The organism is Haloferax sp. KTX1, assembly GCF_902410085.1.
In the GTDB taxonomy this organism is placed as follows: Archaea; Halobacteriota; Halobacteria; order Halobacteriales; family Haloferacaceae; genus Haloferax; species Haloferax massiliensis.
In genome coordinates, this window is sequence record NZ_CABPRH010000004.1 from 176,323 (window position 1) to 188,803 (window position 12,481).

Annotated in this window: 15 protein-coding genes; 9 read left to right on the forward strand and 6 right to left on the reverse strand. The window is 69.0% G+C overall.

The features are described 5' to 3' along the window. Positions 1-2: 2 nt before the first annotated feature. On the forward strand, positions 3-1,199 hold the full coding sequence (locus FY251_RS08970) for a DHHA1 domain-containing protein (protein ID WP_148414396.1): 1,197 nt from the start codon (positions 3-5) through the stop codon (positions 1,197-1,199). Positions 1,200-1,295: 96 nt separating this feature from the next. Then, on the forward strand, positions 1,296-2,441 hold the full coding sequence (locus tag FY251_RS08975; protein ID WP_148414397.1) for an acyl-CoA dehydrogenase family protein: 1,146 nt from the start codon (positions 1,296-1,298) through the stop codon (positions 2,439-2,441). A 45-nt stretch (positions 2,442-2,486) separates the two neighbouring features. Here the strand turns inward: FY251_RS08975 and FY251_RS08980 are convergent, their stop codons facing one another. Then, positions 2,487-2,900: a hypothetical protein gene (locus tag FY251_RS08980; RefSeq protein ID WP_148414398.1), complete on the reverse strand. Its 414-nt coding sequence runs from the start codon at positions 2,898-2,900 to the stop codon at positions 2,487-2,489. A 75-nt stretch (positions 2,901-2,975) separates the two neighbouring features. Here FY251_RS08980 and FY251_RS08985 point away from each other — a divergent pair, with 75 nt between their 5' ends. From FY251_RS08985 to FY251_RS08995, 3 genes are all read left to right on the forward strand, one after another. Next, the gene (locus FY251_RS08985) at positions 2,976-3,530 is read left to right on the forward strand and encodes an HAD family hydrolase (protein ID WP_148414399.1); all 555 of its coding nucleotides are present in this window, start codon (positions 2,976-2,978) and stop codon (positions 3,528-3,530) included. Between the two features lie 194 nt (positions 3,531-3,724). Continuing rightward, positions 3,725-4,138: a hypothetical protein gene (locus FY251_RS08990; RefSeq protein WP_148414400.1), complete on the forward strand. Its 414-nt coding sequence runs from the start codon at positions 3,725-3,727 to the stop codon at positions 4,136-4,138. A 126-nt stretch (positions 4,139-4,264) separates the two neighbouring features. After that, on the forward strand, positions 4,265-4,612 hold the full coding sequence (locus FY251_RS08995; RefSeq protein ID WP_148414401.1) for a hypothetical protein: 348 nt from the start codon (positions 4,265-4,267) through the stop codon (positions 4,610-4,612). A gap of 38 nt (positions 4,613-4,650) precedes the next feature. On the opposite strand, the gene FY251_RS09000 is transcribed toward FY251_RS08995, so the two are convergent. Further along, positions 4,651-6,111 (reverse strand): RtcB family protein, encoded by a 1,461-nt coding sequence (locus tag FY251_RS09000; protein ID WP_148414402.1) that lies wholly within the window; start codon positions 6,109-6,111, stop codon positions 4,651-4,653. A 102-nt stretch (positions 6,112-6,213) separates the two neighbouring features. Then, positions 6,214-6,624 (reverse strand): archease, encoded by a 411-nt coding sequence (locus FY251_RS09005; protein ID WP_148414403.1) that lies wholly within the window; start codon positions 6,622-6,624, stop codon positions 6,214-6,216. 173 nt (positions 6,625-6,797) lie between these two features. On the opposite strand from FY251_RS09005, the gene FY251_RS09010 reads away from it, so the two are divergent. From FY251_RS09010 to FY251_RS09020, 3 genes are all read left to right on the forward strand, one after another. Then, positions 6,798-7,274 carry an N-acetyltransferase gene (locus FY251_RS09010; protein ID WP_148414404.1) on the forward strand — a complete coding sequence of 159 codons (477 nt, stop codon included), beginning with the start codon at positions 6,798-6,800 and terminating at the stop codon, positions 7,272-7,274. A 108-nt stretch (positions 7,275-7,382) separates the two neighbouring features. Then, the gene (locus tag FY251_RS09015; protein ID WP_148414405.1) at positions 7,383-8,351 is read left to right on the forward strand and encodes a sugar phosphate isomerase/epimerase; all 969 of its coding nucleotides are present in this window, start codon (positions 7,383-7,385) and stop codon (positions 8,349-8,351) included. A 173-nt stretch (positions 8,352-8,524) separates the two neighbouring features. Then, the gene (locus FY251_RS09020) at positions 8,525-9,643 is read left to right on the forward strand and encodes a Gfo/Idh/MocA family protein (RefSeq protein WP_148414406.1); all 1,119 of its coding nucleotides are present in this window, start codon (positions 8,525-8,527) and stop codon (positions 9,641-9,643) included. 51 nt (positions 9,644-9,694) lie between these two features. On the opposite strand, the gene FY251_RS09025 is transcribed toward FY251_RS09020, so the two are convergent. The 3 genes from FY251_RS09025 to FY251_RS09035 form a co-directional block, all read right to left on the reverse strand. Continuing rightward, complete coding sequence (locus FY251_RS09025; protein WP_148414407.1) at positions 9,695-10,543, reverse strand: translation initiation factor eIF-2B; 849 nt, start codon at positions 10,541-10,543, stop codon at positions 9,695-9,697. Positions 10,544-10,647: 104 nt separating this feature from the next. Beyond that, the gene (locus FY251_RS09030) at positions 10,648-10,884 is read right to left on the reverse strand and encodes a DUF5822 domain-containing protein (RefSeq protein WP_148414519.1); all 237 of its coding nucleotides are present in this window, start codon (positions 10,882-10,884) and stop codon (positions 10,648-10,650) included. 132 nt (positions 10,885-11,016) lie between these two features. Further along, a complete protein-coding gene (locus FY251_RS09035; protein WP_305037583.1) occupies positions 11,017-11,640 on the reverse strand; it encodes a type IV pilin in 624 nt (207 codons plus the stop codon). On the opposite strand from FY251_RS09035, the gene panB reads away from it, so the two are divergent. Continuing rightward, positions 11,639-12,448: a 3-methyl-2-oxobutanoate hydroxymethyltransferase gene (panB, locus tag FY251_RS09040; RefSeq protein ID WP_148414408.1), complete on the forward strand. Its 810-nt coding sequence runs from the start codon at positions 11,639-11,641 to the stop codon at positions 12,446-12,448. The genes FY251_RS09035 and panB overlap by 2 nt on opposite strands. Positions 12,449-12,481: the final 33 nt, after the last annotated feature.

The window sequence follows — 12,481 nt, forward strand, 5'->3', positions numbered from 1 at the left end:
ACATGTCCGACTCACTCGCAGCCGACTCCCCGACGGTCCGGGCGTTCGACGCGACGGTGGCGCGCGTCGACGGTCGGTCGGTCACTCTCGACGAGACGTACTTCTACCCCGAAGGCGGCGGCCAGCCCGCCGACCGCGGTGTTCTCGGCGGCGTCGACGTCGAACACGTCCGCACGGACGCCGACGGAGCGGTCGTCCACGACCTCGCGGCCGACCCCGGTTTCGGCGTCGGCGACGAGGTGACCGGCGTCGTCGACGACGACTTCCGGACGTACTGCATGCGGGCCCACACCGCGAGTCACGTCCTCTACGGCGCGGGTCGCCGCATCTTCGACGACCTCGGCTACGGCGGCTTCGACATCTCCGCGGAGAAGGTGCGCGTCGACTTCGAGACCTCGACCGAGGTGGACGACGACGCGCTCGTCGAACTGGAGCGTCTCGTCAACCGGGCGGTGTGGGACAGCCGCGAGGTGTCGTGGGAGGAGATACCCGTCGCAGAAGCCCGCGAGCGCGAAGAAATCGCGTTCAACGTCAAGACCGAGGAGGGCGTTTTCGCCGACGCTGACGAGGTCAGAGTCGTCTCCATCGACGGCTGGGACTGGGCGGCCTGCGGCGGCACGCACGTCTCGAACACCGTCGAAATAGGACCGGTCGAGGTGCTCGGTCGGTCGAACCCCGGCGAGGGACTCACCCGGGTCGAGTTCGCGGTCGGTCCGTCGGCCATCGACCGGCGCGCCGCAGTCCGAACGTCCGCCTACGAGGCCGCCCGAGCACTCGGGACGAACCTCGATGGACTGGGGGAGTCGGCCGCCGGAACCGCGGCCGCCCGCGAGGAACTGGAGTCCGAACTCGCCGACCTGAAATCCGAGGTGCTTCGCTCCCGACTCGCCGACTTCGAGACGGTCGAGCGCGACGGACTGACGTGGAACGTCGGCGCGGTCTCCGGCTTCGATGCGAACGAGGTCGGCGAGGCCGCCAAGGAGGCCCGCGACGGAGCCGACGTAGACGTGCTCGTCGCCGTCGGCGAGTCCGACGCGCCGTTCGTCGTCGTCGCCAGCGCCGGCGACGCGGCCGCCGGCGACGTCGTCGCCGAGGTGACAGACGAGTTCGGCGGCGGCGGTGGCGGCGGGCCGACCTTCGCGCAGGGCGGCGGTCTCGGCGCGCCGGCCGACGAGGTGCTGGCGTACTTACGCGACTGAGTGACGCCCGGGTCGGCCGAGACTGTGGCGTGCTGACGCCCGGCGGACGCCCGGCAGTTCGATCATCTTTTTCAATGATGGTCCGTACTCATCACCATGGAAACCGTAGGGTCTACCACGGGTCTGACCGACGAGCAACGGGCCATCCGCGACGTGGTCCACGAGTTCGCCGTCGAGGAGATTCGCCCGACCGCGCGCGAGGCCGACGAGACGGAGACGTTCCCCGAGGACGTGTGGGACGGCCTCGCCGAACTCGACCTGACCGGCCTGACCGTCCCCGAGGAGTACGGCGGCTTCGACGCCGACCGCACCACCTACGCCGTCGTCAACGAGGAGGTCGCCTACGGCCAGCTCGCCGTCGCGACCGCGCTCTCCGTGCACTGTCTCGCCACCGAGTGCATCGCCGAGTTCGCCACCGACGAGCAGAAGGAGACGTGGCTCCCCGAGATGGCCCGCGGCCGGCCGGTCGGCATGTTCGGCCTCTCCGAACCCGACGCCGGGTCGAACCCCGCGGAGATGTCGACGGTCGCCCGACGAGCGGGCGACGAGTACGTCATCAACGGGAAAAAGCAGTGGATAACGAACGGCCAGCGCGGCGGCGTCTGTATCCTCTTCGCCAAGACCGACCCGGACGACCCCTCGTCGGTCACGCAGTTCCTCGTCCCGAAGGAAGCCGGCTACGAGGTCGGCAAGAAAGAGGAGAAACTCGGGCTCCGCGCGTCCGACACGACGGCGCTGCTCTTCGACGACGTGCGCATCCCGGCCGAAAACCGGCTCACCGAGGAGGGAAAGGGCCTCTCTGCGGCCTTCCGCATCCTGACCGGCGGGCGAATCGGCATCGCCTCGCAGGCCGTGGGGCTCGCGCAGGCCGCGCTCGACGACGCCATCGACTACGCGAACGAGCGCGAGCAGTTCGACAAACCCATCTCAAAGATTCAGGCGATTCGCCACAAAATCGCCGACATGGGCACGCAGGTCCACGCCTCGCGGATGCTCGTCCGCGAGGCCGCCCGCGTCGCCGACGCCGGCGACGACCCGCGGACCGCGGCGTCTATCGCGAAATACTTCGCCAGCGAGGCCGCGGTCGACGTGACGAACGAGGCCGTGCAGGTCCACGGCGGGTACGGCTACACCACCGATTTCGACGTGGAACGCTACTACCGCGACTCGAAAATCACGACCATCTACGAGGGGACGAGCGAGATTCAAAAGGAGATTATCGCGCGGTCACTCCTCGACTGAACGCGCGAGCCGCCGAGCCAACCGCTGTTTCTGGCAGTCAAGCGCTCACGGACTCCGGGCGAGCGTCGGCAGTCCTCGCTCGCGGACCGCGTCGGCGGCGGCGACGCCCGCGAGGAGGACGCATCCGAGGAGCGTCACCCACGCGCCGGCCGCCGAGACGAACGTCTCGTCCCACAACTGGATGAACCGCAGGACTGCGACGGTCCCGACGACGCCGACGACGAGTTCCGCGCGTCGGGAGCGCCGTCCGGCGAGCGCGGCGAGAGAAAGCACGACGACCGTCGGGAGGAGGACGATGCCGTGAACGAGTTCCAACCCGTTTCCCATGCCGCCGTAGTAGACGTCGATGAGCGGCCCCTCGTGGGCCGGGTCGACCTGTATCCACGGGAGGAAGACGCCGGCCACGACGACGAGCGACGGGAGAACCGGCGCGAGGCGCTCACGGAGCGGGATTGCCATGCCGGACGCGACGCCGGGGTTCCGTATAGGCCTTCTCCCGAAGCGTCTTTTCCCCGCGGTTCCCTACTCCGGGCAATGACGCTTCCCGACCTCTCGGCGTTCGATGCGGTCGTCTACGACCTCGACGGGACCCTCGTCAACCTCCGCGTCGACTGGGACGACGTCGCCAGCGACGCCGCGGTCGTCCTCCGAGACGCCGGTGTCGACGCCGACTCGATGGACCTCTGGAAGATGCTCGACGCGGCCGACGAGGCGGGCGTCCGCGACGAACTGGAGCGGGAAATCGCGGCGCACGAGCGCGAGGGCGCGTGGGGCTCCGACCGCCTCCCGCTCGCGGACCTCCTCGCCGAGGACGGCGTCCCCTCTGGCGTCTGTTCGCTCAACGCGGAGGACGCCTGCCGGGTCGCGCTCGACGTGCACGACCTTTCGGACCACGTCGACGCCGTCGTCGGCCGCGACACCGTGGCGACGCAGAAGCCCGACCCGGAGCCGTTGCTCACGACGCTCGAACGCATGGCGGTCGCCCCCGACTCGGCCGTGTTCGTCGGCGACTCGGCCCGTGACGAGGTGACGGCCGACCGCGCCGGTATCGCCTTCAGATACGTCGATGGCGGTCCCTCCGGCGTCTGAGACGAGAGCCGGGCGGCCGGAAGCCCGTCAGAACAGAAGCGAACAGGCGGCACGGTCGCTCCGCCGGGCGGCGTGCCGCGCTCCCGCGTCTCGCCCGGCGGCGATGCTCAACGCACGGCGGCGCTGGCCGCGGAATACGTGATAAACCTCCGCTCCGGCGCGGGCGTTAAGCCCGCCGAGTCCTACGCTCTCGCATGGGATTTCCGGTCTCGTACTACTGTCCGCACTGTGGCGCGGTCGTCGAACTCGAACGCGACGGCTATCTGGCCGACAAGTCGGTGACGCCGTACCCCCTCGAAGGCTGGTCGTACGCCGACCCGACCGACGACTTCGAAGACGCCGAGGGCGTCCGGCTCTCCTGCGGCGAGAGCGACGCGCCCGGCCTGTCGTGGACCGGCGACGTGGTCGACGCGGACGACGTGGAACAGCCCGGATTGGTGTCGCCGTGCGGCCGCGAGTTCTACCTCTCGTTCGTTAGATACGAAGACGGCCGCGAGGTCGAGGGGGTCCCCGAGAGCGACTACGTCGTCATCGGCGGGCGAGGCCCTTCGGGGCCGGCCGGACCCGGCGGACCGAACGCGGGGCCGCGCGGTCCCGGCGGGCTCTGAGCCTTCGGCGCGACTCGCACGCACACTCGGTCGCCCGGTCACGTAGTCGCTCGACGGCGAGACTGCCCACGTCGTGCGAGCACGCACCAGCTCGTATTCAATAGCTCACGCGTCGATTACTCACGCATGATTCCCATTCAGTCCTCGTTCGGTCTCGGCGACGCGCTGTTCTTCGTCCCGTTCGTCGCCCTCGCCGTCGTCATCTTCGCGTTCGCCGGCGCGGTGGTCTACCTCGAACACAGAAAGGAGATGGCGCTCATCGAGCGCGGCCACTACGACGAGGTCGGCCGCGACTCGCGGGCGTGGATTCTCGGCGGCGGCCTGCTCGTGCTCGCGCTCGGCCTCGGGAGCGTCGTCTCTGCCTTCCTCTCCGGCGGCGCGGTCGGCGACGGCGTGACCGCGGCGTTCGTCGGCCTCGCGGCGCTCGCGTACTACTTCTACAAGCGCCGCGCGGTCGGAACGACGGCCGCCTGAGCCGCGAACGCGGTCGGGGGTGAGCCGAGGTGGGGAACTCAGCCCTTGATGTTGCAGACGGGGAACGTCCGCGCGACCTTGTCGCCGATGCCCAACTCGTCGGAGACGCGGACGACCTCGTCGACGTCCTTGTAGACGCCCGGCGCTTCTTCGGCGACCGTCGCGCCCGACTGGGCCTTCACGTATATCTTGTCCTGCTCGCGGAGTTCGTCCCGCACCGTCTCGCCCCAGTACTCCTGTTTCGCCTTCGTTCGGCTCATGAGCCGGCCCGCGCCGTGGGCCGTCGAGCCGAAGGTGAGGTCGAGCGACCGGTCGCCGCCGCGGAGGACGTAGCTCCCCGCGCCCATGCTGCCGGGGATGATGACCGGCTGACCCACGTCGGCGTAGGCGGGCGGGAGTTCGGGCCGGCCCGCGGGGAACGCTCTGGTCGCGCCCTTCCGGTGGACGTAGAGTTCGCGCTCCTCGCCGTCGACCGTGTGGACCTCCTTCTTGGCGATGTTGTGCGCGACGTCGTACAGCAGGCGCATCTCCATGTCGCGCCAGTCGCGGTCGAACACGTCGGCGAACACCTCGCGCGTGCGGTGCATGATGAGCTGTCGGTTCACCCACGCGAAGTTGATGGCGGCGCACATCGCGCCGTAGTACTCCTCTGCGAGCTCGGAGCCGGCGGGCGCGGCCGCGAGTTCCTTGTCCGGCAGGTCGTCGAGCAGGTCCTTGTGTTCCTTCTCGATGCGCCGGAGGTAGTCGGTGCAGGTCTGGTGGCCGAGGCCGCGGGAGCCGCAGTGGATGAGGACGACGATTTGGTCGGCTTCGAGGCCGAACGACTCGGCCACGTCCTCGCGGTAGACGTCCGTGACGCGCTGGACTTCGAGGAAGTGGTTCCCGGAGCCGAGGCTGCCGATTTGGTTGCGGCCGCGGTCTTTCGCCTTCTGCGAGACGAACTCGGGGCGGGCGTCGTCGCGGAAGCCCTCGTCCTCGCAGTGTGCGAGGTCATCCGCCGTGGCGTAGCCGGCGTCGACCGCCCAGCGCATTCCGCGCGCGAGGATGTCTTCGATGGTCTCGGCGTCGCCCTCGACGACGCCGCCGCCGCCGAGGCCCGAGGGAACCGCCTCGAACAGGGCGTCGACGAGTTCCTCCTCGTGACCCTTGAGGTCCTCGTAGGTGAGGTTGGTCGTCATCATGCGGACGCCGCAGTTGATGTCGTAGCCGACCGCGCCGGGCGAGAGACAGCCGTCGGTGGTATCGGTCGCGCCGACGCCGCCGACGGGGAACCCGTAGCCCTGGTGGCCGTCGGGCATGCAGATGGCGTGGTTGGCGATGCCCGGCAGGTGCGTCGCGTTCCGGAGCTGTTCGAGCGTCTTGTCGTCGCCGATGTGGTCGAGCAGCGCCTCGGAGGCCAACACCCGCGCGGGGGCGTTCATCTCGCCCTCTTGCGGAATCTCCCAGACGTGCTCGCGAACCCGTCGCAGTTCGATGTCGCCGAACTCGCGCGTTTCCATACCCGGACAATCGACGCGGCGACTCAATAGGATTCCGTCACGCCGCGAGCGCCCGCGGCGCGCGGCGCGACAATCGGCGACGACGGAGACGAAGCCGACGGCTCACACGTCGAAGACGACGTACGCCTCCCAGCCGGCGTCGGTCTCCGCCAATCGCATCTCGGAGTAGGTGACGGCCTTCACGTCGCGGGCGTCCACGTCGGCGAAGGGGACGCCCCGCGCGGACGCCGCGACGACCCACTCGTCGCCCTCCCGCCGGACGGCCGCCTCGTGGGCCGCGGGGAGGACCCCGCGCACGTCGCGCTCGTAGATGAGTTGGTCGAGGTAGTCGAACAACAGCGCCTCGCGGTTCTCCGCGCGGACGACGAACGAAAATCGGTCGCCCGTCTCGGCGGGGTCCTCGCACATCGCGGCGGTGAGCCCGTCGGCGACGGCGGCGAAGACGGCACCGAGGCTCTCGCCGTCGGCCTCGACGGCCACGTCGGCGGTGTGGTCGCGGAGCGTAAATCCCATGCCGAGACGAGGGACGCCGTCGACCCTCGTCCTTTCGGTCGGCGGCGAGCGCGCGTCTCGCTCCCCGGGTCCGTTCGCCGGTCGTGTCGCCCCGCTATCCAGTCGGGGGGCGGCGTCGACCGGTCGTCCAAACGGACGGTGGAGTTATATTCTCGCTCCGGTTACGACCGGGTGTGAGCGTCAACGTGGAGATGCGGGTCGACGCCCCCGGCCAGCGCGAGTACGCCGAGGAGGCGTGGGACCTGAAAGAGCGGATTCGGGTCGAGGAAGGCCTCCTGAAACAGCGACGGGGCTTTTTCATGGACGCCTACCGCCGGGCGAACACGTATCTCCTCTACGAGAACGACGCGCTCGTCGCGTTCGCCTCCACGCGGCGCGACGGCTACATCCTCTTTCTCGCGGTCTCGCCCGACGCCCGCGGCGAGGGCTACGGCAAGCGCCTCGTCGCCGAGGTTGCCAAGGAACACCCGGTCGTGACCTGCCACGCCCGGACGACGAACACGAACGCCCTCGACTTCTACGAGAAGATGGGCTTCGAGGTCCGCCGCCGCATCGACAACTACTACGAGGACGGCGGGGCCGCGTTCTACCTTCGACTCGGCGAGGAGGCCGGCCTCAGAGAGAAGCTCTCGGAGTTCCTCCGCCGGTAATCGACCGACTGCGTTCATTCGACGCCGATTCGAGACCGGTCGAGCCGCAGTCGCTCCGCCTTGCGCGTATCCTTAATTTTTATTCACTTCCTAGTATATGTAGTCGATATGTACATCGGAGTGCTCACCGTCCCGCTCGGAGACGAACCCCTCGACGACGCGCTCGACTACCTGTCGGGTATCGGCGTCGACGGCGTCGAACTCGCCGTCGGCGGCTGGCCCGGCGAGGACCACGTCGACCGAAGCGCGGTCCTCGCGGACGAGGGCGCGCAGGCCGACCTCCTCGATTCGGTCGAGAGCCGCGACCTGCAGATCAGCGCGCTCGCCACGCACAACAACCCGCTGCACCCCGTCGAGGAGACGGCCGCCGAGGCCGACACCGAACTCCGCGAGGCCATCGAACTCGCGGACGCCCTCGACGTGAACACCGTCACCTGTTTCTCGGGGCTCCCCGCCGGCGGCCCGAACGACGAGGTTCCGAACTGGATTACCGCGCCGTGGCCGACCGAGCACGCCGACGCCCACGACTACCAGTGGGAGGTCGCTGTCGACTACTGGTCCGACCTCGCCGCGTTCGCCGACGACCACGGCGTCGACATCGCTATCGAGATGCACCCGAACATGCTCGTCTACGAGCCGACGGGCATGCTGAAGCTCCGCGAGGCGACGAACGAGCGCATCGGCGCGAACTTCGACCCCTCGCACCTCTACTGGCAGGACATCTCCATCACCGACGCGATTCGGTTCCTCGGCGAGGCGGACGCCATCCACCACTTCCACGCGAAGGACACGAAGGTGTACGAGTCCGAGTCGCGCATCAAGGGCGTCCTCGACACGACCTCCTACGCGGACACCGCCGACCGCTCGTGGCTGTTCCGCTCTATCGGCTACGGCCACGACGAGGGCCACTGGAAGGACGTGGTCTCGACGCTCCGGATGGTCGGCTACGAGGGCGCGCTCTCCATCGAACACGAGGACGCGCTCACGTCGTCAAAGGAGGGCCTCGAAAAGGCCGTCGACGTGCTCTCGCGCGCCGTCTTCGAGACGCAACCGGGCGACGCCTACTGGGCGGAGTGATCCATGTCTGACAAACTTTCCGTCGGCGTCCTCGGCTACCGCTTCAGGCCCACCTTTTTCCGGTTCGGGGCCGCGTCGCGACCCGCTCACCGAAAAAAGCTGGACCAAAAACTGCCGCGAGACTCGGCCTCCGTCCTCGCTCGCGGTACTGCATCGGGCACGGAGGTGGCACAATGACTGAACCACTCTCAGTCGGCGTCCTCGGCTACCGCTTCATGGGGAAGGCGCACTCCAACGCGCTCGCCCGCCTGCCGATGTTCTTCCCCGACGCGCCCGACGTGGAGCGCTCCGTCATCGTCGGCCGCGACGAGGAGGCGCTTTCCGACGCCGCCGACCGCTTCGGCTTCGAGTCGACGGCGACCGACTGGCGCGACGTGGTCGACGACGTGGACGTGTTCTACAACCTCGGGCCGAACCACCTCCACGCCGAACCCTCCATCGCCGCGCTCGAAGCCGGTGCCAGCGTCTTCTGCGAGAAGCCGCTCGCGCCGACGCTCGACGAGGCCGAGGCGATGCGCGACGCCGCACGCGCGGCCGACGGCGTCGCCGGCTGTGCGTTCAACTACCGCTTCGTGCCCGCCATCCGGTACGCGAAGGGACTCATCGAGGACGGCGAACTCGGCGAGATTCGACACGTCCGCGGGCGCTACTTACAGGACTGGCTCGTCGACGCCGACGCGCCGTGGACGTGGCGCATGGACGAAGACGCCGCCGGCTCCGGCGCGCTCGGCGACCTCGGCGCGCACACCGTCGACCTCGTTCGGTTCCTCGTCGGCGACCGCGCCGGCGACATCGAACGCCTCTCGGGGCATCTCCAGACGTTCGTCGACGAGCGACCCGTGCCCGGCGAAGACGAGTACCGGCCCGTCACCGTCGACGACGCCTACACCGCGCAGGCGGAGTTCGAAAACGGCGCGGTCGGGAGCTTCGAGGCCTCGCGCTTCGCCGACGGCCACAAGAACGACCACACAATCGAGATTCACGGCTCCGAGGGGAGCCTGCAGTTCTCGCTCGAACGCCTCAACGAACTGGAGGTCAAAACCGGCGACGCCCGCGGTTACGAGACGGTGCTCGTCACCGACGAGACGGACCCCTACCTCGACCACTGGTGGCCGCCGGGGCACGTCCTCGGCTGGGAACACACGTTCGTCCACGAGAACTACGAGTTCCTGTCGGCGGTCGCCGAGGGCGGCGAGTTCGCCCCCTCGTTCGAGGACGGCTACGAGGTCCAGAAAATCCTCGACGCCATCGAGCGCTCCGACGAGGCCGGCGAGTGGGTCAGCCTCGGCTGACGGGGCGGACGGAAGGAAATTGAATCGGGCCGCGGGCGAGTCGCCGCCCGCTCAGAACTCGACGACGCCCTCGTCGGTGATGACCTCGTCGATGAGGTCGACCGGCGTGGCGTCGTAGGCGGGGTTCTCCAGTTCGATTCCCTCGACGGGTTCGAGCATGACCTCGCTGGGCGAGCGAATCTCGTTTTCGAAGCGGAAGCCGCCGTCGACGACCTTCGCGCCCGAGCCGACGACCGTGACCGGCACGCCGACCTCGTTGGCGGCGGCGACGAGCGGGAACGTCCCGATGCGGTTGTAGAGCGTCTCCTCGACGATGCAGTCCATGCCGATGATGACGCGGTCGCACTTCGGGAGGAACATCCCCGACGCGCCGTCGACCATCAGGTGCGGTTCGACGTCGTCGATGGCGGCGAGTTCGCGCGCGAACTTCCGGCCGAGGAACCGCGGGCGGGCCTCCGTCACGTAGGCGGTGAGTTCCGCGCCGTCGGCGACGGCGAGTTCGACGGCCTCCATGACCGTCGAGGAGTAGTCGTGCGTGAGGAACGTCTGGCCGTCCTCGATGGTCGCGGCCGCCTGTTGGGCGGCGCGGCGCTTGCCCGTCTCGACGGTCTCGACCACGCGGTCGATGGTCGCCACGGTGAGCTCCCGCGCCTCGTCGAGGTCGTCGGCCTCGCCTTGGACGCTGTGGAGCACGTCCTGCAGGGCGTTGTACAGCGACGCGTGCGAGGGGTTCGCCCGCTTGAGCGCGCCGACGTTCCGTTCGAGGTCGCGTTCGAACTCCTCGACGGTCGCGTAGTCGCGCTCGGTCAGTTCCGCGAGCGCCCGCGTGGCCTTGACGGCGACGACCGAGGAGCTGTGCGTCTGCATCTCGCGAATCTCCTCGATGGTCTCGTCTATCATACGAGAACGTCGCCGTATCGTGTGAAAGAGTTTCCGGGAGCGAGCGACGTCGCGGTCGCCATCGCCGTCGTGGGCGCGTCCCCGCGGTCAGCCCGCGGTCGACCTCAGTCCTCCACGTCGATGTCGGTGTCCAACTCGGCCTCGGGGGGCGTCCCGCCGTCGCCCGCGTTGGTCCGCTTCGCGTAGACGAACAGGGCGACGGCGGTCACGAACCAGATGACCGCGCCGACGCGAACCGCGAACTCGGCGCGCGCGCCCCACGTCTGGAGGCCGGCGTTAATCGAGAGGACCGCGACGATGGGCGAGCCGACGAGAATCGTCGTGACGAACGTCATCTGCATGACCCACCCGTAATCGACGCCGTCCGGATTCGAGCGCTCGACTGGTTGCACGGGTAGCAGTATCACGGCGACGGCTAATGCGTGCCGGTTCCCGCTCGCGGCGTGCGCGCTCGTCGCCCCGACGCTCGTCGCTCAGCACGCGGCGTTCGTCGCGGTCGGCTCGGTCGGTATCTCGTAGTCGACGAGGACGCTCGACGAGCCGCCCTCGCGTTCGATGACGACGCGGTAGTGCTGGCCCGCCTCGCAGATGGGGCGGAGCGCGCTGTCGGAGCCGGAGCCGTCGATGTGGGCGTACTCGCCCGCGGGGCCGACCGTCTCGCCGCCGGTCCACACGTCCTCCCACGCGATGCGGTTGCCGGCGTCGTCGACGACGAACACCTGACTGCCGTCTTCGATGCTGCCGAACTCGTGGGTGATGTTGATGTACGCGCCGTTCGCGCCGTTGCCCGGGCCGTCGGGGTGGTAGTCCACGTCGAACGACACCTGCGGTTGCGGCTCGGTGAGCACGTCTTCGAACCCCATCACCATCGCGCCGACCGTGGCGGCGAGGAGGACGACGATGACGACGAGGAGCGCGACGCCGACGACCGGCGAGAGGCCGCGGCTCGACCGGCGTTCGGTGGGGGGACAAAGCGGGCATGCGTCGTTCGCACAGGCGCATTCCTCTAAGTAAAGTGTTACTTCGGACAGACGTTGGTCCGCGTTCGGCGACGCGCAAGGGTAACCTGATAACGCGGACGCTCGAACGGCACGCATGGTCACGGTACGGTCCATTCGGGCGAAGGCTGGTAGCGAGCCCATCACGATGCTCACGGCGTACGACGCGCCGACCGCGAGCGTCGTCGACGAGGCGGGCATCGACATCGTCCTCGTCGGCGACAGCATGGGCAACACGGCGCTCGGCTACGACTCGACGCTCCCGGTGACCGTCGAGGACGTGGCGAGCCGGACCGCCGCGGTGGCGCGCGCGGCCGACGACGCCCTCGTCGTCGCCGACATGCCCTTCCTTTCTGTCGGCGTGGACGAGGCGTCGAGCGTCGAACACTGCGGCCGGATGCTCAAGGAGGCCGACGCCGACGCGATCAAACTCGAATCCGGCCCGCACACGGTCGAACTGACCGAACACCTCGTCCGGCTCGGCATCCCGGTGATGGCCCACCTCGGGCTGACGCCCCAGCGCGTCAGGGAGGTCGGCTACGGCAGGCAGGGAACCGACCGCGACGACGCGCGGGAGATTCTCGACCTCGCGAAGGCCCACGCCGACGCGGGCGCGTTCTCGCTCGTCCTCGAACACGTCCCGGCGAACCTCGCAAAACAGGTCACGGCGGCCATCGACATCCCGACCATCGGCATCGGCGCGGGCCCCGACTGCGACGGGCAGGTGCTCGTCGTCGACGACGTAGTCGGCATGAGCGACCGGACCCCGCCCTTCGCGGCCCAGTTCGGCGACGTGAAATCGGAGATGGAGCGGGCGGTCGGCGCGTACCGGGACGCCGTCGAAGCCGGGGAGTTCCCGGCCGAGGAACACAGCCACGTCGAAGACGACCTCGACGAACTGTACTGAGGGGCCCCGTTCCAGACACCCGAACTCGCGCCC

Coding starts and splice junctions, on each gene's coding strand:
- FY251_RS08970 (WP_148414396.1), top strand. CDS start 3: ATGTCCGACTCACTCGCAGCCGACTCCCCGACGGTCCGGGCGTTCGAC.
- FY251_RS08975 (WP_148414397.1), top strand. CDS start 1,296: ATGGAAACCGTAGGGTCTACCACGGGTCTGACCGACGAGCAACGGGCC.
- FY251_RS08980 (WP_148414398.1), bottom strand. CDS start 2,900: ATGGCAATCCCGCTCCGTGAGCGCCTCGCGCCGGTTCTCCCGTCGCTC.
- FY251_RS08985 (WP_148414399.1), top strand. CDS start 2,976: ATGACGCTTCCCGACCTCTCGGCGTTCGATGCGGTCGTCTACGACCTC.
- FY251_RS08990 (WP_148414400.1), top strand. CDS start 3,725: ATGGGATTTCCGGTCTCGTACTACTGTCCGCACTGTGGCGCGGTCGTC.
- FY251_RS08995 (WP_148414401.1), top strand. CDS start 4,265: ATGATTCCCATTCAGTCCTCGTTCGGTCTCGGCGACGCGCTGTTCTTC.
- FY251_RS09000 (WP_148414402.1), bottom strand. CDS start 6,111: ATGGAAACGCGCGAGTTCGGCGACATCGAACTGCGACGGGTTCGCGAG.
- FY251_RS09005 (WP_148414403.1), bottom strand. CDS start 6,624: ATGGGATTTACGCTCCGCGACCACACCGCCGACGTGGCCGTCGAGGCC.
- FY251_RS09015 (WP_148414405.1), top strand. CDS start 7,383: ATGTACATCGGAGTGCTCACCGTCCCGCTCGGAGACGAACCCCTCGAC.
- FY251_RS09020 (WP_148414406.1), top strand. CDS start 8,525: ATGACTGAACCACTCTCAGTCGGCGTCCTCGGCTACCGCTTCATGGGG.
- FY251_RS09025 (WP_148414407.1), bottom strand. CDS start 10,543: ATGATAGACGAGACCATCGAGGAGATTCGCGAGATGCAGACGCACAGC.
- FY251_RS09030 (WP_148414519.1), bottom strand. CDS start 10,884: ATGCAGATGACGTTCGTCACGACGATTCTCGTCGGCTCGCCCATCGTC.
- panB (WP_148414408.1), top strand. CDS start 11,639: ATGGTCACGGTACGGTCCATTCGGGCGAAGGCTGGTAGCGAGCCCATC.
- FY251_RS09035 (WP_305037583.1), bottom strand. CDS start 11,640: ATGCGTGCCGTTCGAGCGTCCGCGTTATCAGGTTACCCTTGCGCGTCG.